We start from the raw sequence: 21132 nt of genomic DNA on the forward strand, positions 1-21132 counted from the left end.
TCGGAAGAATATTTCAAAATAGAGAAAGAAAAGGAAAGAAAATAACGATGGCAATCATTTGTGGGGCATTTTTTAAGGTTTAATTAGGATTGTTTGATACGTTAAGTTATAAATTTCTTCGATTATTCGTATTTCATGCGATGCCGAAAGTCATAAGCCATTTGGAAAATATCGTCAACTAACTTGTTCCATGTCCGCGACACCGAGCAAGTTTTAGTTGATTGGCTTTGCAACTGAAGGATGCCTCAAATCCATTGCCATAGAGAAAACCTACAAGACTGCACTTTGTTCCATTTTGCAGGTTCTCACAATGGCAATAGTCTTAGGGAAATAGGTTTAGATTTGAATATTTGTCTGCAAATGTAATCGGTAACTTTGTATCGTCAAAAATCGGAAAAGTAAAATCGACATGATTAGAAAAAATAGCATTGTAATTTTGTGGTGCTAACTACTAATTACAATGCTATGACCGAGACTTCCCAATTAAAGAAGTATCTGATGTGGTACAAAGTTAAAGAATTATTTTCAACTGGCCTAAACAAGACCCAAATAGGTCAATCCTTAGGTCTCCACCGTCAAACGGTGGCCAAGTATCTGTCCATGACAGAAGAAGAGTTCATTTCCAGCCAGAGCTATGACCGTCATTACGGTCATAAACTTGACGGCTATGAATCTTATGTAGTCAATGAGTTGCGCAAGTGGCCTTTTTTGTCCGCTCCGCAGCTCCATGACCGCTTGAAGGAGCATTTTTCGGATCTTCCGTGCGTGACTCCCAAAACGGTCTTCAACTTCGTCAACCGGTTGCGTTTAACGCACGATCTTCCCAAGGAGGTTGAGAAAGGTTACCGCCCCTATGAGAAACAGCCCGAGACGGCCTATGGCGAATACGCCCAATGCGACTTCGGTGAACGGTGGATGAAGACACCTCCGGGACAGTCTTTAAAAGTGTATTTCTTTGCGATGTGCCTGAGCCGCAGCAGGTATAAGTTCGTCTTCTTTAGCCGTACACCGTTTACCACCGCTCTTGCGGTTTATGCCCATGAACTGGCTTTCGAGTTCTTCGGGGGAGTACCCCGAAAAATAGTTTATGACCAGGACAAGGTGTTTCTTGTCAATGAAAACCTTGGTGACCTGGTGCTTACCCGCGGTTTCCGCACTCTTGTCCGTGAACATGGCTTTGAGCCCGTGTTCTGTCGCAAATCCGATCCCCAGAGCAAAGGCAAGATAGAGAACGTCGTCAAATATGTGAAGTACAACTTCCTTCGCGGCCGCGAGTTGGTTGACATAGGCCTGCTCAACAAGGAGGCCCTTGGCTGGTTGGAACGCACGGCCAACGGCACGGAACACCACGGCATACGTCGTGTCCCGTCTGAGGAGTTCGAGACGGAGAAAGCACACCTCACGCCTTATAAGGGAGTTCCGACAGTCCCTTGCGAAACCCTCTTGCCGCATCACGTGCGCAAGGACAACGTGATAACCTACAGGGGCAACTATTACAGCGTTCCCACAGGCACCTACCGCGGCCATCAGACACTGGTCTATATCGAAGAAAAGGAAGGCCGGCTATATATCTACAGCCATGAGACAGGCAAAACCCTTGCCGTTCACAAAATAAGCGGAGATAAGGGACGTCTGGTAAGCAACACCTCCCACCGGCGTGACCGCGAAGCCCCGCTGGACGATTATGAGGCTTTTGTACGCAAAGAACTTCCCGTAAGCACGGTGATTGATACATATTTGTCACAACTACGTGTGCATAAGGCCCGTAATTACCGCGACAACCTCCAGTTTATAGTGCGGCGCCACGCGGCATACTCGGACATCACGCTTACCGAAGCTTTTGCCGAGTGCCTCAAGGCAGGTGTCTTCAACGGATGCAGCCTGATGGAGGTAGCCGAGACCCTCAGGATCCGTAAGGGAGAAGCCCCCATCGAGGTCCGGACGGAAACCGGGCCGGTTCCCGGAGCCGACACATCCGCCATGATCCCCGAGAAAACAGACATATCCACCTTTAACACCCTTTTCGTATGATAACGAACGAACAAATCAAGAACCTGTGCTCGCGTCTGCGCCTGTACGCCCTGCCACGCCTGCTGGAATCTGAAGCTCATCTGGCGCAGGAGCAGGGAAAAACCCATGTCGAGTTCCTGCATGACCTGCTCTCCCGCGAGGTTCAGGAAAGAGACAGCAAGGACTTCCAACGGCGGCTGAAAGCGGCGGCTCTGCCGGCAAGACACGACCTCGACCTTTTCGACCACAACTACTCGCAAGGTATAACCGCACCAAGACTGCGTGAACTGCGCCGGCTGGGGTGGCTCGAACAGAACTACAACCTGATACTCATGGGACCTTCCGGAACAGGCAAGACCTTTATCGCCGCAGGACTCGTGTACGAGGCTGTGGGGCAAGGATACAAGGCTTACATGGTCACGATGGAGGATGTCATAAACACCATCAAGATGAAAACGCTGATGCCTTCGGCCATGAGTGCATACAACCGTCTGCTCAAAGCTGATCTGGTGGCCATCGATGATATAATGCTCTTCCCGGTGAAAAAAGAGGATGCCGCAGGATTCTTCAATCTGATCAACACGCTTCATGAGAAAGCCTCACTGATAATTACCACGAACAAGGCACCCACCGAATGGGCCAAAACGCTGGATGACGAAGTGCTGGCTTCAGCAATTCTGGACAGGCTGTTATATCACTGCGAGGTCATAAAACTCGCCGGGCAAAGCTACCGCATGGGAAACCGAAAATCCATTTTTGAAGAGGAAAAAGACGCATCTTTGGCTGGGGGTACCCCCAGCCAAAGATGACCAACATTAAAATGTAATCAATAGTATAAACTGGTAGTCTCAATTATTAAATGGTGATTTAACTTTACCGAAAAATGACGATTTAAAATTTGCTTATTACAGCAAAAGCCGACTTTTTCTCCGAAAGGATAAAAACATGCTTTTTCTGACAATCATTTGAACATCGTGGTCATGACGTTTTATCCGTGCAAAGGTACTGCGGACTGGAGAAACGCCAAGTGATGCCAATACTTTCGTTCGGAGGGCTTGACGGCAGCCTTCCACAAATTTTCTCGTGCCTCAAAAATTAGGGTATTCCGTCTGCACTCTCTGAACTCACACTTGTCTTATTCTCCCTTTAGTCCGCAGTATGGAGCTTGCACGAAAAACGGTTCACCCGACCACGAAGCTTAAAGGAGCTTTACAAAAGGGAAAAGAATTGAAACCAATCAATTAAAATTGTAACAATATGGATTATCAGGAATTATCAGGAGTGACAATCTCCGAACAAGACAAGGCTTTTGCCAAAGAGTTCGCCAACTTCGTGAACGGACGGATGTGTTCCGCCGAGAATACCGGCAGGGAACTGACCAGAGCGCACCGCTATCTGCAACAGCAGATGTTCAAGGTGTTTGTCGGTTTTATGCGCCAGTTGGCATACAACTATCAGAAAGGTACTTACGATGACCGCAACGAGTGGGCTTCACGGCTTGCATCGGAAGCGTACACCTGTCTGATTGAGAGTGATTTGATTTATGACCCTAATTTCAACAAGTAGTGCTATGAATGATACAGATTTCCCGGAATACGGACGGCAATGCGAGTTAATCACCCCTTGGCGTGGCTACCATAGGGGAACAATCATCGCCCGAACTGCAAGAGGCTTTATCGTGCAGTTCAGCAGTGGCGCAGAGATAGAAGTATATGAGGACGAAATAGAATTTGATTGATATGTGCAGATTATTGACAACCCAACTACAGGAAGCCTTGAAAGGCTTTCCGCTTTATTCCCAAGACGGCAAGGGAAAGGATGCCGTATGTCGTGCGATTTTCGCGCTCGGTTCGGTTCGCTGGTTCATTCTTGAAGGCGAAGCGGACGGCAGGGACACCATACTCTTTGGCATCGTCATCGGATTGATGGAGGATGAATATGGGTATATCTCGTTGAATGAGTTGTCGGAACTGAGTTTAGACCTTACATCACAAGGCTTGGGCAAACTTCAAGTACGGCAACAACCGAACTTTCAGCCAACCCCATTGAGGAACTTGAATGACCAAAGGCTTCAATGCTTTTTGGCAGAACTTGAAAAGTAGAGTAACAACCCGTCAGCCGTAGCATTTTTGTTACGGCTGACACAATACCTGTTTATTATGAGAAGAAAGGATTTGATAGAAAAGATAGTCCGGTGTGCCGAGGATAAGGGATGGAAAGTAGATGCGGACACCAAGCAAAGTAAAGGCTCGACCCTATTTGAGTTTTCCCAATACACTCCGGCTGGGCAGGATTTTTCTTTCAGGGCAACAATGAAAGCCAACCACCTTGACAGCCTGATTACAGATATGGAGGAATACTATGAAGGTTTTGACGTGGATAGCGAAGCCTATCTGTGGCTTGACAGCAACGGACACGGCAAGAATGGCGCACCCTATCGCATGAGGGATGTGCTGGATGACATGGAGGAAGCGGAAAAGATGATAGAAACGCTCCTTGATGCAATCAAAGCTCTGGAGTGATAACTAAAAAATCAGACATGGTTTTGCCGTACCCAACTTGGATATGGCAAAACCATTCGATAACCAACGGATAACGAATAATCCCAATATAAGAATGATAGATGATAAGATTTATGCGGTTGCAGCCAAGAATGGCTGGGACGTGTCGGTAAGGTTCAAAGGAGAATACCTCCACTTTGACTTTCACCGGAAAACACTCAGCGGTGTGCCTTTCAGTTTCACCGCTGAGATAACGGACGATAAGACGGAAAGCCTTGTTTCCGAAATCGTTTCTTTCGTGGATGCCATCGAACCTGAAATCTGTGCCGAAGAATGGATGATAAAGTCGGGAGTACTGACTGCAGACCGATATTTGCAAGCCGTTACAGATATGGAGAATATCCGCACTGAAGCGTGGCTGCTTGCTTGTGAACTCTCCGAAGCTATAAGCGGAAAACCGGTATGGGCAACACTTCCAAAGAACGGAATTAACTGATTCCGTTCTTTCGCTTGCGTCCCCTTTTGGGCAGACCTGATGCTTTGTAGGCAATCAAATCGCTTCCGTTAAACATGAGTTTCCCTGTTTCCGTTACTTTGATAAAAGGTAGCGGGCAAACCGGGTGGTTGATATAGGCATAGATTGTACACCGATGAACGCCAAGGTAACGTGCTGCCCTACTGATGGAATAAGTCTGTTCCGGTTCTATCTCATTTATGAATCTCCGTGTCACCATAATTCGTTTTTTTCTTGTAAAAATACTGATGGTGAATAGCTCCCACAAGAGGTTAAACATGGGAAAATGTGGAAAATCATGGGATTTTGTAGGAATTTGAGGGACACCTATTCATTTCGTGTAGTGATTTGTTCCATAGATGAAGCACAAAAAGGGTTGTGCGTTTTTCCCGGATAGAAAAAGGCATATATTTCAGGGTTGACAGCGTTGACAAAGGTGATAGCCTTAAATCAGGTAACGAAGGCTGTGTGAAAGTCCTTGTAATACAATATATTCCTTCTTTCTAAGAAAAGAAAGAATAAGAAATCTAACTCATGGTTTGTCAACACTTGGCTCCGATATTTTGATTGGCTCCTGATTTTGTCAACGCTTGTCAACGTTTGTCAACGCAGGCTTGGAGATTGATATGGTTGACACACAGTAGATTGTGGCTTGTCAACGCTGTCAACCTCAAAATGTGTACATTTTATATTCCGAGGAATGTTTTTGTCAAGCAGATGTTCGTGAATGGAAAGGTAATGAAAGTATCATGTTCCATCTGTTCATCTTGCCTCTCTGGATATTGTTTTGCAAAGTTGCCACAGGCATCATCAAACATCAAATCCGTAGTACAAAATCTTCCTCAATCAAGTTGAGCGTATTTTCCACTCCTTGATTTGCCTTATTGACTGCCTGCATTCTGAAAAGCAAAAAATATCCCTTCGGGCAAGCTGAAAACTTGCAGACAAAAGGGAAAAACAATCAGAATGTATGGCACAGATGGACGATACAATCAGAAAGCAGTTGGAAAAGCCGCAGACATGGTTCTGCAAATATTTTCCCAAGCGCATCCGAAACGTGGGTGAAAAGGAAATAGCCGACAGGCAAATGGTTTATGACTTCAAGGATGGAAGAGCCTTTGAAACGGTGGCGCAAATGACGGCATCAAGTATGGTGGCGCAATATGGCAATTTGTGTCGGGACATCGTTTTTGTTCCGGTTCCGGCATCGACACGTCAGAAGAACGAACTCCGTTACAAAGCGTTTTGTGAAAGGGTGTGCGAACTATCTGGTGCTGTCAATGGCTACGACCATGTAAGGGTGTGCGGTGAGCGGTTGGCAATACACGAAAATCGGAAATTAGAGAAGGGAATCCGCAAGGTGAACATCATAGAGTTTGATGAAGAATGGTTTAACGGCAAGACTATCATCGCTTTTGACGATGTTATCTCACGAGGCATCAGCTATGCCACTTATGCCAACCAACTTGAAAGTTTCGGTGCGAACGTGATTGGCGGCATCTTCTTGGCAAGAACCCATTATAAGGTAAAATGAATATGGAAACACTTGAACTGAAAAAGGCTGAGTCCATAGCCTTTACGGGGCATCGGAATATTCCGGTGTCCCAGATGGATAGGGTGAGAGAACGGCTAAGGACAGCTATTTTTCATGCTTACAAACATGGCAAACGCAATTTCTATTGCGGCATGGCTCTGGGGTTTGATATGTTGGCTGCTGAAACAATCCTTTCCCTCAAAGTGGAGCTGCCCAATATTCGGCTGATAGCAGTCGTTCCCTTTCAGGGGCAGTCCAGCCGATGGTCTGCCATTGAACAAAGGAGATATAGGCAGTTTATCGCCCAAGCGGATAAGGTCATCGTTTTGAGTGAACGCTATTATCAAGGATGCTTACTCAGAAGAAACGACTATATGCTGGCGCACACAAGCGGTGTGATAGCCTACTTTGACGGCAATCCGCAAGGTGGCACATATTATACTTGTAGGGAAGCCCGGCACAAAGGGATGGATGTGGTCAACCTGTATAGATGACGGAGGGTTGAAAATAAGCGTATAAACGAACGGTTTTATGTCTTTTTGAAAATTAAAGTGCGGCTCCTGTAATTGTATTGCAGGAACCGCACTTTAATTTACTCATCTGAAAATCAGATGATATACCTTGATATTATAGGAGCTTTTCCGGATTTTCCAATTCCATTACAAGCAAATCAACCGTTGTGCATGGCTTATGTTCCTTATAGTCTTCATCACCTTCGAAGAAGGAGCGAAGCCGTTCTGCATACCGTTTGGCCAAATCTTCATTACCGATAGTTGTCAGCATCTTATAGACAGATGCGTCATTCTTCTTGTATTCATAGTTTTCATATCCGGGATGCTTCCGTATTTCACTTTGCAATTTTTCGATGTAGTCATGTCGGCTGATGCCTGCATCCAGATATTGGAAATGTAAGAAATACCAAAGTTCAAAAGCTTCATTCGTCCATGCACTTTGAAACGAATAGGATGCGGCCAACTTGATGGCTTCATTGAAGTCCGTAAAATCATCCTTGTCAAAAACCACCCAGACACGGTCGAATGGCAACTGACGCTTGCGCTCCAGTTCATCCTTGATTTGGAGTGTCCGTTTTACGAGTGCACAGGTCGATTTGCCTTCACCTACTATTTTTTCATCCCGGACTTCCGAATACCGGTCTCTGACCAATGCCTGAAAATAGTTGGGTTCGGTACGTGAGCCTTCACAGACAATCAAGAAACGTACAATTTTTAAACGGGTGTTTTCCTTACGTTTCTTGGCTGCCTTGGCTTCCCGTTTCTCACGTTTGAGTTCTTCAATCTTATATTTCGGTAATAATCCCATGATAATATCATTTTAATTCAGGAAAGGGATAGCTCCATAACGTCCGTTGATATAATCCTTTTGCACACTTCGGTCATTTCTGATTTTCGTACCGTTTTCGTCCTTGAACTCAAGCAAGGAATAAAGGTCGGACGATTCAGTCTTGTCTTTCTCGGTAAACCAAATCTGATCACGACGCAGGTAAGCAAGATTGAGCAGATTCGTATCGTGGGTGGCAAAAATGAGCTGGGCACCGTGGGGGTTAGTCTCAGGGTTCATAAACAGTTGAAGGATGCTACGGGTGAGAAGGGGATGTAATTTGGCATCCAGTTCATCGACAATCAGCACTTTGCCTAATCTGAGCGTGTCAAAAATGGGACCGGACATTTCGATAACCTTTTTCGTGCCTTCCGATTCCATCTCGTCCTTGTCAAACGTGCCGATTCCGCTTACATTGCCTTGTTCATCATAGATGTTATGGGTAGTCTTGGCTTCCATTATCTTTTTACCCTTCAGTTCTTCCACCAACTTGGAACGCAACGCTTCAGGAATTTGCATCTTACCGGAAAGACTCTCATCAGAGAATGACTTTTCAGTAACCAACAGCTCGTTAAAACCGAGTTGGGCATGATGGAAAAATTCCAAAGCCTGCTTGCATCCCTCCAAACGGTTGCTGAACATTTGGAGAGTGAAACCTTCATATCCTTGGCTGTCCATTCCTGAAAGGTAATTGCAACTATTGAACCAGTCCAAGATGCGCATGGATTTTGCACCGTTTAATTGAGCCACCAATGAAACGAACAGACGATTGGAGGGGGTGGCTCCCTCTTTACCCAGTCCTTCCGGGAAACGGGTCTTGGACACTTCAAATTCATTGTCCACACGCAGAAACAGGTTGAACTCACGTTGTCCGGCACACTTCTCATACAGCCACTCCTTACAAATATGTGTCTTGTCATAATCAAATCCATACCGATATTTTACATCGTCCAGCAGGAATTGGATTTCAAAAGAAGTCGGAGCATTGGCCGAGGTCAAATCCAACTTGAAAGGCTGAAAATATAATTCATCGGTAGGGTTCAGACGGACACTGCCCAGCAAGACACTTCTCATGGTCATCAAGGCCAGCAGTACATTGCTCTTTCCGCTCGAATTGGCACCGTACATTACGGCAGTCGGCAACAAGCGGTAAGATTCCTTTTGGATAACAGACTCTTTCAATTCCTTGATTGAACCAGCTTCCATACTGAGCGTTTTTTCGTCTCTGAATGAACGAAAATTCTGGAAAGTGAAGTTTACTAACATTGCATTCGGGTTTAACGTTTGCACAAAGGTAGCGAATATAATCGGTTTTGGTATCATATTTCGTGAATATTTCTCATTTATTAGCATCTGCTATTCAGTTTCCAGTGTTAGCGACAGCGTTTTTTGAATAAATCAATGCGCATTTTCAATAATGTCCTTTACATGTCTTCTGAATCTTGGGTATCTGCCACTACTTCCGTTTCCAAATCCAATCCAAAAGAGTCTTTCAGTTGGAGATAATCGAAACACAGGGCTTTGGGACGGTTGACTTTTACTTTCTTCACTTGTTCGCCATTAATCAACTCAAACGAATAGTCCGGCAATCCGCTCGGTAGCAGGATGGTGAAACGGTCTTGTTTCAAGCCCAAGAAAGAGGAGTGCGATTTCAGATAGGATATGATAGTAGACCAGTTGGAACGATTGGCGGTGGTATTCATGTTCCGGCTATTGAACAATGAAGCCACTGCTGCCGTATTCAGATAGAGGATAGGACGTGCCTCCTGAAACTCTATATCTTCTCTGGCTGAGAGAGGACGAAATGCTTTCAAATACCGGATACGGTAATGTGCCTGTTCGATGCATTTCCCTGATGTCTGGAATCCCTGAAGCATATTCCAAAAGTCTGCCACTTCGGAACTCTCTTGTGCCAGTTCATTTTGATTGCGTACTCCACGAATGGCCGTATCAAACAGTTCGGCATAACTGAACGGCACATCAATGACGGTTTCCAAGGTGCGAAAGGTGGCCAAAGGGATGACCCAGTTACCGAAAATACGGTCATGAATGACTTCATTTTCCAGTTTGGTAGCCAGCTCACGTTTGGTGATGGAGTAGATTTCCGGGAAATTTTTCTCAAATAGCCCGCGATGGCTTAATATCTCAATGGTCAGATGCGTCAAACCGAGATTGCAGGTAGAAACCAAATCCTCATACTGCCGCTTCTCCTGTTGGCTGAACGAAGTCTTTGAGAAAGCCAAGAAGAGGACACGGGTGTAGAGTGCCATGTCTTGGGTGGGCTTGTCCTGTCCGCAAAGGGCTACACCTGTGGTGACAATGGTTTGTGCGGCCATGCCATCCGTATTGGTGTTCTTCTTTGTCTGTCCGCCACCTCCCCAAAGTCCTTTGAGGTAGGCTATCTTACGAATGTCGAGGTCGTTTTTGTATTCGTCCAATACCACCAATGTATTGACAGCCTGAGATACCCGGTCGTTCATGGCCGGTACCGATGTTACACCCAAATTGGGTGGGTCGATACCGTGCAAAAAGAACGACTGGAGCGATGTCGCCAACGTGGTTTTACCCGTTCCTTTTTCACCGAACAGGTTGAGTATGGGGAAATGACGGGTACGGTGAAAGACAATGTCCCGGAAAAGAGTCGATAACAAGTAGCAAAAAGCGATTCTTGCATTCTCTCCAAATACATCCGTCAGCCTTGATACAAAATCAAAAAATCTTACTCCGTTTCTGTTTTCATGAATCATTAATCGTTCAAACTGGAATATCTCCTGATTGTGGAGATAGATTTTGGAGGTTGCCGGGATGTAGAAGGCTTTTCCATTGATGCCCCGTACAATCCCCAAGTCATCGACAGGTCTGAACGTGCCGTCAGTCAAGATGCCGTTACCGAAAGCAAAGAAATCCTCATTTGCGTTCCAACCCAATTTCCGGATGCGTTCCGCCGTGTCTGTTTTTGAATAGAGGTATTCTTTGACACGGTTGAGTTTGTCAATCTTGGCAAGCCATACATAATTGCCCAACGAGCCGACTTTTTGTTGAAAGTTGCTCAATGAACATAATTCGGACTCTTTCAGTTCAACGACACGGCACACGTTGTACATATTCCGCATACGAAAAATACGAGTACCGTTGCTTTCATCTTCGATGTGGAATAGCGGATCCATGATGAAGTTGGATATTCTGGCTGGATCTTCCTCCTCTTCTCCGGTGGAGTAGTAGCAGTTCTCCCGGATGAACAACCCGAATTGGCGCAACAGTTCCGCTTCACGTTGCAAGTCATTCATGGAGGATACTTTCTCACTCTTCTTCTTCGCCTCTCCACGGGCTTGCGCCACAGCATCACGCCACAGTTTTACCTTGCCGTGAAGTTTCGCCAGTTGCTCAATACATTGGTCAAACACCAACTGGTCTTTGATGTAGCGGAGCAGGTCGGCTATCTCTGCCACATACTTCCGTTCTTCCATCAGCGAACCGGCTACCAAGAAACGTTTCTGGGCAAGCCATACGATGAAATGCTTTTCTTTGAGCGATGTGTAATCTTCCCTACAACGGATGTAGCTGTCCGCATCGTTCTTCAACATTTTTTCGCCCGAAGCAGGGTGTTGGGCGAACGGCAATTCCCGAACGGTTACATAGAAGCCTTTTCGTATGGCGGCGGTCCCATTGGTCATGACCGCTTCAAATCCAGGCCCGAAGGTTTTACCTTCCGCTACATCCGAATCAGGAATAAAACATAAGGAGGAGGTATATGGCTTCAGTTGGTCGAACTGGCTTTCACTCCATGATGTACCGAGGGTGGCAACTGTATTGTCAAAACCAACCTGTTGCATTCGAAGCACATCCGGCGCACCTTCTACGATAATATAATAATCCGTGTCACGTTGACGATAGGCGTGGTCGATGCCGAACAGTGTTTCCCCTTTGGAATAAAGAATACTGGTTGCCGAATTGATGTATTTGGGAGTATTCTTGTTTTCACCGATGTACCGTGCTGTGTAAGCGATGATTCGTCCCCATTTATTCCGTATCGGAATCATGATACGGTGACGAAACATCGCATACACACTACCATCTTCGCCACGTTTGAACAGTCCCAATTCAAACAAGGCTTCTTCATTGAGAGATTTATTACGGCAATAATCAATGAAGTCATGCCCGTCTTTAGGAGCATAGCCTATTCCTGCTGTGGAGCAGAACTCTTCCGTCCATCTGCCATAAGCGTAATCACGAGCCATCCGGCTTTCATCTCCCATGTTTGTTCTCAGATTCTCCAAGAAGTATTTCTGGACGCAATCCAAGATAACGAACAAAGACTCCTTGTGTCTGGTCTCGGCTCTCTGCTCATCCGTTTGTTCTTCATCTATGTACTCGATGGGGATATTGTGGTTCTTTGCTATGAACTTTATAGCCTCCCCAAAAGAAAGGTTCTCCTTTTCCATGATAAAGGTAATGGCATCACCGCCACGGTTACAACTGAAACAGTGGAAAAGATTCTTATGGGCAGTCACGGAAAATGAGGCTGTCCGTTCCGAATGGAAAGGGCACAAGCCCATTAACGTCAAACCCTTTTTTGAAAGTTCAACGTATGGTTTGAGGACATTTTCGATGGGAAGATTCCTGACTTTATTTATAGTGGACTCGCTAATCATAACTTACTCACAATGTCCCAGCAATCAATGATTGATTGTCCGGTGTATTTAGGGCGGCAAACATTAGTGGGGTTAATCGGTCTGATATAACCACACTCTTTGTATTTGTACAGCGTCTTGTTGCTGATACCCAATTCGGCACAGGTCTGTTTGACGGAATAAACGCCGTTTGGGTTACATGTCGGTCTTAATTCTTTCATCTAAAGACATTTTATTATGAATATTCCGGTTTGTCTATAAACCGAACATATTCCGATTGTAATACTATTTGCGACCCAATGGAAGAATTTTGCTATGACTGCCTATTGAAATGATTGTCGCTCAAAATGTAGCCATAATAATGTTTATTTCTTTGGCGCATTATACTCTTTCTTTACTTTTTAATGGAATTATTGAAATAATCCTGGGTGGTACGTTGAAGGAGCCGAAGGTCGGCAGTCCTATATTCAACTTTTCCCGGACGTTTGTAAGATACCACTTTCCCTTGTTGTTTCCAACGCTCTACATTTCTACGCCCGAATAGTTCATAAGCCTTGCGCTGGCTTATGAACTCAGGGTCATTGTTGTCTGATTTCAACAACCTGACAATTCGGGCAGAAAGGTCGTTAATGAATGTGTCATAGGATATAAGGTGATCCATAAACTGAAATGATGCCATACTACATAACTTTGGATTTTAAGAGATCCGTGAAACGGTAATTGTCTGGTTCTCGCGGTTGGTTTTCGTTTTGAACCTGCGATTGAAGATAGCACCCAGTTCAGAGGCTTGGGTACGGACGCTTTTCAGACGTGAGATAGGGAACACGACGGCATCGCCAACTTCGAGGGCGGTGAGAGCAGGACGGATTTTTTCCAAGTTTTCTACCATAATCTTTGGATGTTTAATATTTAATGTTTAACTTTGCACTCAGCAAGGTGAGTGTTAATGCTCGCAAAGTAACACAAAAAGGTTTATATAGCCAAATATTTATTTGATAGTTTCTATTTAATCTTTAATAATTGATGATTCTATTATGGATATAGACATAAAATTGGTGCATATTGGGCAAGCGATTGACAAACGCCGCAACGAGCTTGGACTTAGTAAATCCGAACTCGGTCGCAGGATTGGTGTGCCCCAGCAGCATATCAATCGCATCCTTGAACGGGAAACAATGGAAACCAGCAAACTTGTCAAAGTGAGCCAAGCCTTGGATTATAATTTCTTTGCGCTGTTCTGCTCGATGTCACATCAAATATCCGCATATCTTGCGGCTGTCACATTGAACGGTAATGCACATAATGCTATTGGTGATAATGAACTTGCGACACAGCTTTCCAAAGAGCAGGCTGTCGTTGAATCTCAAAAAGAAATTATCAAGCTATTAAAAGAACAGATTGATAATTTGAATACGCAGATAAACCGTCTTGATTCCAACTTGAATGATAAAGACGAAATCATAAGACTATTAAAAGAAAGGGGGCAATAACGGAAGGATACAATTATAACTAACATGTATAAAGAGCAGGTTGGTTTAGCATCTAAAAGTAGTGTAATGAAACCCTATATTAATATGTAGGGGTCTGAAAATTAAGAATGTTGTCATATTAGTGCCTTTAGAGAAAGGTTAAAACAATATTAAATCAATATTCGCTTACAAATAGCTTACAATGAGCTTTTAAGTATCTGAGTATTAGATTTATATTAATGAGGCGCAAGCAGCTATAGAGGGGTAACTCCCTCAGTTAAAACAATATTAGATAAATATTCGCTTACTGTAGGCTTACACCTAAAACCGAAATAATTGAATATCAAATCTGTATTGAAACGGCGCAGGCAGCAATTGAAGAATGATGATTAGCTTTGATAGTATTTAATATTAATAGGAAAAGGATTTGCTCTGAGAGTAAGTCCTTTTTTGAAAAGTATAATACCCAGAGGAATAAAATTATCAATTAGGGATTAAAGAAATGCAACAGGAAGGGCTTTAAAAAGCAGTTATATGACACTTGCATTATACGCTTGTAGCCTCTAATTCACAGCTTTTTCATTTAAGAAAAATTGTTCATCGCTTGTTATTGCAGTAAAAATCCTTATATTCGTGCGCGACGATGCTGAAGCACCGCCTTAGGTGTTTCTTCTTATCGTTCATTTTTAATTTTTTGTAGGCGGAATTCAATAAGATATGGTGTTGATATTGTCTTCCGCCTTTGTTTTTGCGATAGCAAAAATACGATTTATTTCATTGATATACAACTTTTTACACATAATACTGTAAAGAAGGGACACCTTGACTGTCTTCGTGGCAGCATCCTGACTCATTTGAGAGAATTTGTATCCTCAGTCCCTGAATACCGCAGAACAAGCAGGGGAAACTTCAAACACAAACTTGAAGGCATACTCATGCTTGTCATATTGGGAAGGCTCAGCAAGTGTATTACCAGAGCTGAAATACTTCAATTTGGCAAACGTCACTTGAAACGCCTGCAGGTCAAAGGGTTATTTCAGTATGGTTTACCGTCAGAAGCTACGCTTTGCCGTGTGTTTCAAAGCATAGACGATGAAAAGAAGGCTGATCGAATGTCTGCTTTTGCAGACGTTTTCCGCAAGGAAATATCCTCTTCGTCAACTGATATCATTTGTATTGATGGCAAGACCATGCGAGGTACCTTGTACGAAAACGGACGTAACCCTGATATCGTATCTGCATATTCACTTGGTTCGGGCTTTACTTTGGCTACTGATGTTTGCAAGGAGAAAAGTAATGAAATCAAATCCGTGCCCCGGTTATTGGACAAACTAGACGTGTCAGGATGTGTAATCACCGCAGATGCCATGTCATTCCAAAAGGTAATAATAGACAAGATTAGAGAGAAAGGAGCAGACTTCGTGATCGAACTCAAGGCGAATCAAAGATCTTTGCGCTATGGACTTGAAGACTCTATAAAGACCGCCACCCCGACTGATGTCTACAAGGAAGATTTCGACGAGGTACGTGAAGAGTCGAAGTTGGCCAACCGCCACCCCGACTGATGTCTACAAGGAAGGCCCATACTTGGAACACGGCAGGATTGAGTCAAGGATATGCCGCATATACCGTGGGGAAGAACTTATTGTCGACAAGGAAAAATGGAATGGCAATTTGACAGTCATAGAAATACTCACATCTACAGAAAAAAAGCCTGATAGTAAGACTGCATCTGAACAGCGACTGTACATTTCAAGCCTGGATAGCAGCAGAGCGGCTTAGTCAGATAACCAAACAGCATTGGGCTATTGAAAGCATGCACTGGGAACTTGACCGCAACCTCCGGCAGGACAGCATAAAACGTAAAGCCGAACGGGCGGCTAGGAACTTGGCAATTCAAAGGATGGTCTTGGCACTGATTGCTGTTTGGAAGAACAGAAGGAAAAAAATATCAGATAAGCGAAAAGGCACGGCTGAGATAATAAGGGAGCTATCGGTAAGCTTCACTAAGGTGTTACATTTTCTGGCTCAAAAATGAGAGAATTTTAGATTTGATATATTCGTAATTTGTTGATTATCAATAACAAGATCAGCACCCATGCCGTATTGGCATGGGTAGGGGGATTGTATCCATAAATCAAAGTTTAAATGAAAAAGCCGTGTTTACGTGAGATATGGAATGCAATCTTTTAGCTAGTGAAAACAGGGTGCCAACGGCGTATGCTTCCTTCTGATTATGCTCCGTGGGAGTTGGTTTACTATTATTATCGCAAATGGTGCTCTTTGGGTGAATTTGATTTGTTATTGAATAACTTACGAGAAAAGGTGCGTGTCCAAATGGGACAAAAAGCAGAAGCTAACTTTCGGCAGAGTCTTCTCTAGTTGTCAAACCATGCAAATGTCCTTTCCACCATCCATCTTTTTCCAATTGGTTTAAAGACATTAACCTTATCTCCGCTTACCACAACTTCAAGGATATATCCGAAAACTGTTTTTATTTTGTCTGCTATTTCCCCACGATAACCAGCATCAGCTAGTATGATTTTGATATTGCAACAAAGCTCTCTGAGATACCTTTCTAATAATTATGGCAGGCTATTGTGACCATCACAGTTAGTAGGAAACAATTCTTAGCAACTACTACATGACGTTTAACTCCTTTTATTTTCTTATTCCCATCAATGCCGCTGAGAGAACGATTATTATTACCCCAACGTACACTTTGACTATCCATAATACCCAGTTATGAATTGACATTTGATTCGGCAGAAGAAATGGTAAAACTAGCAGCTATTAGGATGCTATTGAATAAAATTTAAACAGGCTCTAAAAAAGTTGAAAAACTGATTTTTACTTCTGTATAGGTGTTTGTAGAGGAAATAGTTATAAAAATTTCTTTTTTTAGTCAGACTCACGATTATACTTTTATTTCAATTATAAATGCTCTCTTGTTAGGTTTTTATTTAATGACTACTATTCTTTTAAATTATATAATATTAGTATAGGATTTGACTCACTATTTACAACTTCGAAAGAAGTTTCTCTTAATTTGTTGAAGATGTTATCGGGTAATTCGCTTGGTACAATTTGGTATATAAGTTTTCCTTTCGAAATATTTATGATTTCAGGTAATGGTGAAACTATCGTTTTTTCATCATGAACAACATCAAAAGTATAAATTTTCATCTTTGAGTTTTTTAATGAGATATAGCAATTATATCCTTCATAAGGCATATTGTTACTAGAAGCATGGTTAAAAGAAAAGAATAAATGATCTCCATAAAGGTGAACATTGTGGATGTGTCCTTTATAATTATCTGTGTTTATGTCTTCTGATTCTTTGTTTTTACCAAAATCTAGCGCAATAAATGGAGTAATGCTATCTTTCTGTATTTTATAAATAGTATCATTATATTGATAATGAAATATTGATTCATTATTTTTTTCATTTTTAGAGAAATTATTAGTAGGGAGTAAGGGAAGAACTTTATCACTTCTAAAACATCCTTGCTTTATTTTTTGAAGATTTTTATCTAATAGTATTAAATTGTAATGATCTTCGTTTTGATGTGCATTAATTCCCCAACAACCTTCTGGCACCATATTAAATGTATATAAATAATATTTTGATTGAATTGAGGAAATAAATTTTCCATAGATATCGTATTTTATTATCCTTCGAGTTGCTACATCTAATATACAGATGGTGTCATTATTTATCTGAATATCTCCAATATTGATATATTCTTCAGGAGAAGGACCTTTACTTCCTATCGAACGTTGGTATTGACCTATGTTATCGAAAATTAAAACGTTATTGGAACCTTTATCCCATACAATAAGGGATGAATCAGTTAAGAGTACTTTTCCGATAGAAGTTATTAAGCATTCGTCTTTTGTTTCCAAAGGTATTATCCTATCGAGGTCCGCTATATCTTGTAAATTAAGTTTTGATACTTTGTCTGCGTTTATTTTAAAAGAATAAACCGGAGAAACTTGTTTTATTATATTTGAATGGTTATTACAAGCACTTATTATGCAAACCATAAAAACAAATAGGAGGTTTATAATTGCTTTCATCTTAGTTATATTGTATTCTTGCACTACTCAGTAGTGCAAGAAAGTCTTAATTTTTTGTGAATATTAATTCTCACATAGAGGATTAGTGCAGTCTAAGCTCCCATTAGCACAACATGATTGTTTGAATTTTTCTGTTCTAATCAATCTTCCTTGATCATTGTAAAAATATTTTGTAATTTCTTTAGATGTGGGTAAACCTTTCTGGTTTGTGCTTTCATCAAAGCTTGCCAAGGCTTCTATATTTGCTAGTGATAAATTGGTGAGCATTTTTTTATTAACTTTTTGATTGTAATGGGTTACTACTGCAATAGTACATAATAAAATAATGCTAATTGTTATAATTTTTAATTTCATAAGTATTTGTTTTTTATGTTAAATGATATTTCTAATAATTTGATAAAAATCGGTTTATCCAATCTTTCATTTAATACATTTGTGTATTATCCCTTTTTAATACATCTCCTTTTCTTTATTGTATTAAGTTAAGAATAACTTAAATGTTAGTGTGTTATATCATATACAAAAAAACAAGTTATAATTTTGCAATAAAACAATCACATTTACAAATGTATAACAAAAGTGTTGAATTTGCAAGCAAGAATAAGTAAATAATAAAATATATTTGGAAATGCGTTTCTATGACTGTCAAATTGCCATTCCATTTATCCTTGTCGACAATAAGTTCTTCCCCACGGTATATACGGCATATCCTTGACTCAATTCTGCCGTGTTCCAAGTATGGACCTTCCTTGTAGACATCAGTCGGGGTGGCGGTCTTTATAGAGTCTTCGAGCCCATAGCGCAAAGATCTTTGATTCGCCTTGAGTTCGATTACGAAGTCTGCTCCTTTCTCTCTAATCTTGTCTATTATTGCCTTTTGGAATGACATGGCATCTGCTGTGACTACACATCCTGACACGTCTGGTTTGTCCAATAACCGGGGCACGGATTTGATTTCATTACTTTTCTCCTTGCAAACATCAGTAGCCAAAGTGAAGCCCGAACGATGTGAGTATGCAGAAACGATATCAGGGTTACGACCGTTGTCGTACAAGGTACCTCGCATGACCTTGCCATCAATACAAATGATGTCAGTTGACGAAGAGGATATTTCCTTGCGGAAAACGTCTGCAAAAGCAGACATTCGCTCAGCCATTTTTTCATCGTCTATGCATTGAAACACACGGCAAAGCGTAGCTTCCGAGGGTAACCCATGCGGAAATAGTCCTTTCGCCTGCAGGCGTTTCAAGTGACGTTTGCCAAATTGAAGTATTTCAGCTCTGGTAATACACTTGCTGAGTCTCCCCAATATGACAAGCATGAGTATGTCTTCAAGTTTATGTTTGAAGTTTCCCTGGCTTGTTCTGCGGTATTCAGGGACTGAGGATACAAATTTTCTCAAATGAGTCAGGATGCTGCCACGAAGACAGTCAAGGTGTTTCTTCTTTAGTAATATTATGTGTAAAAAATTGTATATCAGGGGGGAATAAACCGTATTTTTGCTATCGCAAAAACAAAGGCGGAAAACAATATCAACATCATATTTTATTGAATTCCGCCTATAAAAAAAATAAAAATGAACGATAAGAAGAAACACCTAAGGCGGTGTTTCAGCATCGCTGTGCGCGAATATAAGGATTTTTACTGCAATAACAAGCGATGAACAATTTTTCTTAAATGAAAAAGCCGTGCCTCTAATTATAAAAAACTAACAAAAAATTTGTTTCATTAAAAAAAGAGGTATACTTTTGTAGCTCGAAAACAGCCCCATATTTATATGGGGTTTATTTGTTTAACTAAAATAAAAATGAGATGAAAAAAGGATTATTAGTATTAGTTGTATTATTAGCCACTTTGGCTGTAAAAGCACAGGGAGTTTATGTTGGTGGATCTTTTAGTATTTGGCGTGCAAGCACTGAAAACTCTACATCTTTCATGATTGCTCCAGAAATTGGTTACAACTTTAATGAGAAATGGGCGTTGGGAGCTGAGTTAGGTTATTCACACGATTATTTGAAAGGAGCATATATTAATTCATTTGCTGTGGCTCCTTATATTCGTTGGTCATACTACCAGAACGATATTGTACGTTTATTCTTGGATGGAACCGCTGCAATTGGTTTCAACAAAATGAAGGACAGTGATACTACTAAATACGGTCAGATTGGTTTAAGACCGGGGATTGCCGTTAAACTGAATGATCATTTTTCTTTTATTGCTAAATACGGCTTTTTAGGATATCAAAGAAACATGCGTTCTGACGGAGATGCTTTCGGACTTCAGCTTACTAGTGAAGATCTTTCCATCGGTTTCCACTACGAGTTCTAAACTATAAATAATAAAGATAGGAAAGAAGGTGTCCGACATGGATACCTTCTTTTTAGTTTATATCTAACTTTTATATTTCTCAGTCAGCTAGCTTTTTCAACTTTTTGAAATGCCTAATAACTGCTAGATAATCCTGATCTGAACAAGCGTCGAATCTGTTCCATAAATCTCCTAATATAGCAGCACCACCAAATCCAAAATCCTTTATTTCTAATAGATTATCAGCGTTGATCCCTCCCAGTGCTATCACTTTGGAATCAATTACTTTTGCTTTCTGTGCTTCGCGTAGTTCTTCTGCCGTATAGGTGGAATAGTAATTCACTTTGGAAATACTGTCATAAATGGGACTCATAAACACATAATCGTAAAAATGTTTTTTATTTTTCACTTCTTCCACAGAATGACACGAGCAACTGACGTGACCATCATAATCATGTGGTTCATTTGGGTTGCGGGCATTTAAGTGAATTCCCATTAGATTATATTCTTCTTTAAGATAAAAATGTTCATGTGTAACGATGCGTCGGTGATATTTCTCAGGAATAAGTGTCAATAAGCGTTCTGAATACATAGCCGGAGTTTCCGGTTTTCTAAGATGTAGAATATCCAGTCCCTCTTCAAAAAGAGCGGTAATAATCTTATCTTCTTCAACGAAGAAAGTAGGGGGAGTAACTACAATTAATTTCATTTCTTTTGTTAAACTGTAAAGTTTAGCAAAGTTAGTGAT

The 21132-nt window shown here is 41.8% G+C and carries 26 protein-coding genes; 14 read left to right on the forward strand and 12 right to left on the reverse strand.

The features are described from left to right. Positions 1 to 465 precede the first annotated feature (465 nt). The 7 genes from istA to CZ225_RS11170 all read left to right on the forward strand — a co-directional run bounded on the left by istA (position 466) and on the right by CZ225_RS11170 (position 5007). Positions 466 to 2031, forward strand: a complete 1566-nt coding sequence (istA, locus tag CZ225_RS11140; protein WP_077155672.1) for an IS21 family transposase — start codon at positions 466 to 468, stop codon at positions 2029 to 2031. Beyond that, positions 2028 to 2819: an IS21-like element helper ATPase IstB gene (gene istB, locus CZ225_RS11145; protein ID WP_077152941.1), complete on the forward strand. Its 792-nt coding sequence runs from the start codon at positions 2028 to 2030 to the stop codon at positions 2817 to 2819. Before istA ends, istB begins: the two co-directional genes overlap by 4 nt. A 448-nt stretch (positions 2820 to 3267) precedes the next feature. Beyond that, positions 3268 to 3576, forward strand: a complete 309-nt coding sequence (locus tag CZ225_RS11150; protein WP_077154106.1) for a sulfide:quinone reductase — start codon at positions 3268 to 3270, stop codon at positions 3574 to 3576. Between the two features lie 4 nt (positions 3577 to 3580). Continuing rightward, entirely contained in the window at positions 3581 to 3748 is a 168-nt protein-coding gene (locus CZ225_RS11155) for a glyoxalase (RefSeq protein WP_077154107.1), read from the forward strand. Position 3749: 1 nt separating this feature from the next. Continuing rightward, positions 3750 to 4112 carry a hypothetical protein gene (locus tag CZ225_RS11160; RefSeq protein WP_077154108.1) on the forward strand — a complete coding sequence of 121 codons (363 nt, stop codon included), beginning with the start codon at positions 3750 to 3752 and terminating at the stop codon, positions 4110 to 4112. Between the two features lie 57 nt (positions 4113 to 4169). Continuing rightward, a complete protein-coding gene (locus CZ225_RS11165) occupies positions 4170 to 4532 on the forward strand; it encodes a hypothetical protein (protein WP_077155790.1) in 363 nt (120 codons plus the stop codon). 43 nt (positions 4533 to 4575) lie between these two features. Beyond that, positions 4576 to 5007: a hypothetical protein gene (locus CZ225_RS11170; RefSeq protein ID WP_234983037.1), complete on the forward strand. Its 432-nt coding sequence runs from the start codon at positions 4576 to 4578 to the stop codon at positions 5005 to 5007. On the opposite strand, the gene CZ225_RS11175 is transcribed toward CZ225_RS11170, so the two are convergent. Beyond that, positions 5000 to 5245, reverse strand: a complete 246-nt coding sequence (locus CZ225_RS11175; RefSeq protein WP_077154109.1) for a MerR family transcriptional regulator — start codon at positions 5243 to 5245, stop codon at positions 5000 to 5002. The genes CZ225_RS11170 and CZ225_RS11175 overlap by 8 nt on opposite strands. A 750-nt stretch (positions 5246 to 5995) precedes the next feature. Between CZ225_RS11175 and CZ225_RS11185 the strand changes: the two genes are divergently transcribed. Further along, entirely contained in the window at positions 5996 to 6559 is a 564-nt protein-coding gene (locus CZ225_RS11185; protein WP_077154111.1) for a ribonucleotide-diphosphate reductase subunit alpha, read from the forward strand. Positions 6560 to 6561: 2 nt separating this feature from the next. Further along, positions 6562 to 7053, forward strand: a complete 492-nt coding sequence (locus CZ225_RS11190; protein ID WP_077155792.1) for an SLOG family protein — start codon at positions 6562 to 6564, stop codon at positions 7051 to 7053. 133 nt (positions 7054 to 7186) lie between these two features. Here CZ225_RS11190 and CZ225_RS11195 read toward each other — a convergent pair whose 3' ends face one another. The 6 genes from CZ225_RS11195 to CZ225_RS11220 all read right to left on the reverse strand — a co-directional run bounded on the left by CZ225_RS11195 (position 7187) and on the right by CZ225_RS11220 (position 13417). Then, positions 7187 to 7879, reverse strand: coding sequence for an RloB family protein (locus CZ225_RS11195; RefSeq protein WP_077154112.1), 693 nt, complete (start codon positions 7877 to 7879; stop codon positions 7187 to 7189). Positions 7880 to 7891: 12 nt separating this feature from the next. Further along, a complete protein-coding gene (locus tag CZ225_RS11200; protein WP_077155793.1) occupies positions 7892 to 9163 on the reverse strand; it encodes an AAA family ATPase in 1272 nt (423 codons plus the stop codon). A 158-nt stretch (positions 9164 to 9321) separates the two neighbouring features. Beyond that, positions 9322 to 12549: a DNA primase gene (gene dnaG / locus CZ225_RS11205; RefSeq protein ID WP_077154113.1), complete on the reverse strand. Its 3228-nt coding sequence runs from the start codon at positions 12547 to 12549 to the stop codon at positions 9322 to 9324. Further along, positions 12546 to 12749, reverse strand: coding sequence for a hypothetical protein (locus CZ225_RS11210; protein ID WP_077154114.1), 204 nt, complete (start codon positions 12747 to 12749; stop codon positions 12546 to 12548). The genes dnaG and CZ225_RS11210 overlap by 4 nt, the downstream gene beginning before the upstream one ends. A gap of 173 nt (positions 12750 to 12922) precedes the next feature. Further along, positions 12923 to 13207, reverse strand: a complete 285-nt coding sequence (locus CZ225_RS11215) for a hypothetical protein (protein WP_013613741.1) — start codon at positions 13205 to 13207, stop codon at positions 12923 to 12925. Positions 13208 to 13225: 18 nt separating this feature from the next. Beyond that, positions 13226 to 13417 (reverse strand): hypothetical protein, encoded by a 192-nt coding sequence (locus tag CZ225_RS11220; protein WP_013613740.1) that lies wholly within the window; start codon positions 13415 to 13417, stop codon positions 13226 to 13228. 145 nt (positions 13418 to 13562) lie between these two features. On the opposite strand from CZ225_RS11220, the gene CZ225_RS11225 reads away from it, so the two are divergent. The 4 genes from CZ225_RS11225 (at position 13563) to CZ225_RS22980 (ending at position 16379) form a co-directional block, all read left to right on the forward strand. Beyond that, positions 13563 to 14018, forward strand: coding sequence for a helix-turn-helix domain-containing protein (locus tag CZ225_RS11225; protein ID WP_077154115.1), 456 nt, complete (start codon positions 13563 to 13565; stop codon positions 14016 to 14018). Positions 14019 to 14851: 833 nt separating this feature from the next. Continuing rightward, positions 14852 to 15562, forward strand: a complete 711-nt coding sequence (locus CZ225_RS24335; RefSeq protein ID WP_234983038.1) for an ISAs1 family transposase — start codon at positions 14852 to 14854, stop codon at positions 15560 to 15562. Between the two features lie 251 nt (positions 15563 to 15813). Continuing rightward, positions 15814 to 16035 (forward strand): hypothetical protein, encoded by a 222-nt coding sequence (locus tag CZ225_RS24340; protein ID WP_234983039.1) that lies wholly within the window; start codon positions 15814 to 15816, stop codon positions 16033 to 16035. Between the two features lie 158 nt (positions 16036 to 16193). Beyond that, entirely contained in the window at positions 16194 to 16379 is a 186-nt protein-coding gene (locus CZ225_RS22980; protein ID WP_234983040.1) for a hypothetical protein, read from the forward strand. A 196-nt stretch (positions 16380 to 16575) separates the two neighbouring features. Here the strand turns inward: CZ225_RS22980 and CZ225_RS24345 are convergent, their stop codons facing one another. From CZ225_RS24345 to CZ225_RS11255, 4 genes are all read right to left on the reverse strand, one after another. After that, positions 16576 to 16731, reverse strand: a complete 156-nt coding sequence (locus CZ225_RS24345; RefSeq protein WP_234983041.1) for a hypothetical protein — start codon at positions 16729 to 16731, stop codon at positions 16576 to 16578. A gap of 239 nt (positions 16732 to 16970) precedes the next feature. Continuing rightward, positions 16971 to 18077, reverse strand: coding sequence for a 6-bladed beta-propeller (locus CZ225_RS11245; RefSeq protein WP_077154116.1), 1107 nt, complete (start codon positions 18075 to 18077; stop codon positions 16971 to 16973). 63 nt (positions 18078 to 18140) lie between these two features. After that, positions 18141 to 18431: an NVEALA domain-containing protein gene (locus CZ225_RS11250; RefSeq protein ID WP_077154117.1), complete on the reverse strand. Its 291-nt coding sequence runs from the start codon at positions 18429 to 18431 to the stop codon at positions 18141 to 18143. Between the two features lie 178 nt (positions 18432 to 18609). After that, positions 18610 to 19479, reverse strand: coding sequence for an ISAs1 family transposase (locus CZ225_RS11255; protein WP_234983042.1), 870 nt, complete (start codon positions 19477 to 19479; stop codon positions 18610 to 18612). 410 nt (positions 19480 to 19889) lie between these two features. Here CZ225_RS11255 and CZ225_RS11260 point away from each other — a divergent pair, with 410 nt between their 5' ends. Further along, positions 19890 to 20405, forward strand: a complete 516-nt coding sequence (locus CZ225_RS11260) for an outer membrane beta-barrel protein (RefSeq protein ID WP_077154118.1) — start codon at positions 19890 to 19892, stop codon at positions 20403 to 20405. Positions 20406 to 20484: 79 nt separating this feature from the next. Here CZ225_RS11260 and CZ225_RS11265 read toward each other — a convergent pair whose 3' ends face one another. After that, positions 20485 to 21093, reverse strand: a complete 609-nt coding sequence (locus tag CZ225_RS11265) for a thiamine phosphate synthase (protein ID WP_077154119.1) — start codon at positions 21091 to 21093, stop codon at positions 20485 to 20487. Between the last annotated feature and the right edge of the window lie 39 nt (positions 21094 to 21132).

Source organism: Bacteroides bouchesdurhonensis (assembly GCF_900155865.1).
GTDB lineage: Bacteria > Bacteroidota > Bacteroidia > Bacteroidales > Bacteroidaceae > Bacteroides > Bacteroides bouchesdurhonensis.